The organism is Mycobacterium sp. TH-M25, assembly GCF_057473665.1.
In genome coordinates this window covers 1-2727 of sequence record NZ_JBYCLA010000460.1, presented here as the reverse complement: position 1 = coordinate 2727, position 2727 = coordinate 1, and the positions used below count along the sequence as shown (strand labels likewise).

Sequence of the window (2727 nt, the reverse complement as noted above, 5' to 3'; positions counted from 1 at the left end):
GGGTCGATGTAGACGGTGTGGACATTTTCCACGAGCGACGGCGGGAGTATCGGCAATCCGCTGCCGCTCAACTCGAGCGTCACGGTCTCGCCGGAGCTCAGCTGCACTTCGCGAACCTGAACGCGGGGTGGCGGTGGTGCCGTCGGGGCGGCGATGATGACGCCGACGCCGATCAGCACGACGCCGGCGATTGCAGAGCTACGAGCAGCAGATTTCATGAGAGTCCCTGGGGTCACGATGAAGTGAAAATATGAGGTTATCAAACGGGTAGCCTGGGTTACGCAAACGGCACTTTATGGTCCACGCTGGGAATCATCTCGCTTGCCCACGTTGGCTGCTGTGCGGATCTCGTGCGCCCCGCAGGACCACCAGTGAGGATGTCGTGGGCGGGCGATACCGTGACGCGAGAGGACGGTGGAGTGTGATGTGATGACTACGGTGGGCCACCAGGACCGCCTCCGCTGGAATGAACGATATGCGCGCCGGGGAGCGCCGCCGGCCGACGCCGCCGGCCTGGCTGCGGCGTTCCTGCCCTACCACGACGTGTTCCCGACCGCGGGGCACGCGCTGGACGTCGCGTGCGGCCAGGGACTCGCCGCGGTTTGGCTCGCTTGCCGAGGTCTGGACGTGTGGGGGCTGGACGTGTCCGAGGTGGCCGTTGAGCAGGCACGAGACCTGGCACAGCGCAACGGTGTCGAGAAACGTTGCCAGTTCGACGCCGTCGATCTCGACGATGGCCTGCCGGCGGGACCACTGGTCGACGTGATCTACTGCCAGAGGTTTCGCGACCGTCGACTGGACCAGGCGATGGTCGAACGCCTAGCACCGGACGGGCTTTTGGCGATCACCGCGCTCAGCGAGGTCGGTGGAACCCCGGGGCAGTTCCGCGCTGCCGCTGGCGAATTGCGGATTGCGTTCGGCGACCTCGACGTGATAGCCGCGGGTGAGGGCCAGGGCCAGGCGTGGTTGTTGGCGCGCAAGCCCTAAACCTGCGGCGGGGCCGGCTGGGCCTCAGCAACGGCTTCGTCAACAGGCGGCGTGTCGACACGTGCCCGGGCCAATTCGGCGGGAGCCGGATCAGGCTCTGGGGCGGCTTCTTCCGGATCGACGTCGCCGAACGCGGCGGGGGTGCCCGTCGGAACTTCCCGATCGCTAACGTCGTCCGGCGCCATCGGTAAGAACATGTGATGAGTGAACTGGGGCTGGTAGGCGCCTCCGCCGCCGATCTTTACCCCGCCGGGCTCACCGCTGGAAACCGGCGTGCCGTCGGGCAGCGTCACCGCCGTGTGGTGACTGTTCCACCCCACTACCAACGCATCAGGGGCGGTCCCGTACCGGAAGCCGCGTGCCAGCAGGGCAGACTCCTCATTGGAGGTGTGGAACCTATTGCCGAAAGCCGGCCTGCCGCTTGCCACATTCGAGACCCAAGAGGCAAGACCAGAACAATCAGTCCCGGCCGGCGAGTCACCACCAACGATGTAGGGCGTGCCGGAAACCTGCTGAACCAATGCCATTACCGCTTCAAGAGCAAACACGAACTGGCACACTAACAACCAGGCCGCCAATAGCCAAAACATGTTGTATGGCTCACATTTAGCGATCGTAATGGTCTATAGCACACCGCCGTCTATCAGGTCTCGGCGATTGATTTCCTCCGGATACCGTTGTCAGCCAAGGCCAGGAGCATCCCGGTCAGGATCGCCCCGAGGCTGGCTCCCCAGGAGAGCACCAATACTGCCGGAACCGTCTCTGCTGCTATCTGGCACAACCTGTTTGCGCCGCTCTCACCAGGTTAGACCCGACGATCAACCGCTGAATCTCACTGGTGCCCTCGTAGAGTCGCAACAGTCGAACGTCACGGTAGATCCGTTCCACCGGCACATCGCGCATGTATCCGCTGCCACCGTGAATCTGTACCGCGAGATCGGCGACTTTGCCCGCCATTTCGGTGCAGAACAATTTGGCCGCCGACGGTGCGATTCTGCGGTCCTCGCCGGTGATCCATTTCCGCGCTGTGTCACGGACCAGGGCTCGCCCGGCCAATACCCCGGTCTGCTGGTCAGCGATCATCGCCTGCACCAATTGAAAGCTTCCAATTGCGGTGCCGCCCTGCGTCGCGGCGGCGGCGTATGTCACGGATTCGTCCAGTGCGCGCTGAGCCGTTCCGACCGCCACCGCCGCGATGTGAATCCGCCCGCGCGCCAGCGACACCATTGCAGCCCGGTAGCCGACGTCCTCGTCGCCGCCGATCAGGGCGTCGGCGGGTAGCCGGGCGCCAGAGAAGCTGACATCCGCCGTCCAGGCGCCCTGCTGACCCATCTTGGCGTCTTTGACTCCGACTTCCACGCCCGCTGTATCCGCGGGTATCAAAAAAACGGCGATGCCGCTGCCGTGCTCGTCGGCCGGTCGGGTGCGTGCGAAGACGACGAACAGGCCGGCGACGGGGGCGTTGGTGATGAATCGCTTCGTCCCCGAGATCAGCCAACCGCCGCCGTCGCGAATGGCCTTGGTGCGCAGCCCGGCCGGGTTGGAGCCGGCACCTGGTTCGGTCAGCGCGAAGGCCGAGACGACCTCGCCAGATGCCAGCGCCGGAAGCCAGCGGGACTTTTGCTCGTCGGTACCGAATCCGGTCAGAACCTGTCCGGCGATGCCGTTGTTGGTGCCGAACATCGACCGCACCGCCAGCGAGGTGTAGCCCAGTTCCATGGCCAACTCGACATCCTGGAC

The 2727-nt window shown here is 64.8% G+C and carries 3 protein-coding genes and 1 pseudogene; 1 reads left to right on the top strand and 3 read right to left on the bottom strand.

Features of this window, described 5'->3' with window-relative positions; all coding sequences use genetic code 11:
* Positions 1–218: pseudogene (locus AC2VOU_RS15620) on the bottom strand (hypothetical protein); the annotation flags it as partial.
* Between the two features lie 220 nt (positions 219–438).
* On the opposite strand from AC2VOU_RS15620, the gene AC2VOU_RS15615 reads away from it, so the two are divergent.
* A complete protein-coding gene (locus AC2VOU_RS15615) occupies positions 439–987 on the top strand; it encodes a class I SAM-dependent methyltransferase (protein ID WP_486958191.1) in 549 nt (182 codons plus the stop codon).
* Here AC2VOU_RS15615 and AC2VOU_RS15610 read toward each other — a convergent pair.
* Together AC2VOU_RS15610 and AC2VOU_RS15605 are read right to left on the bottom strand one after the other, a co-directional pair.
* Entirely contained in the window at positions 984–1514 is a 531-nt protein-coding gene (locus tag AC2VOU_RS15610) for a peptidoglycan endopeptidase (RefSeq protein ID WP_486958190.1), read from the bottom strand. The genes AC2VOU_RS15615 and AC2VOU_RS15610 overlap by 4 nt on opposite strands.
* Before the next feature lie 241 nt (positions 1515–1755).
* The coding region (locus AC2VOU_RS15605; protein WP_486958189.1) for an acyl-CoA dehydrogenase family protein at positions 1756–2727 on the bottom strand (972 nt) is incomplete at its 5' end.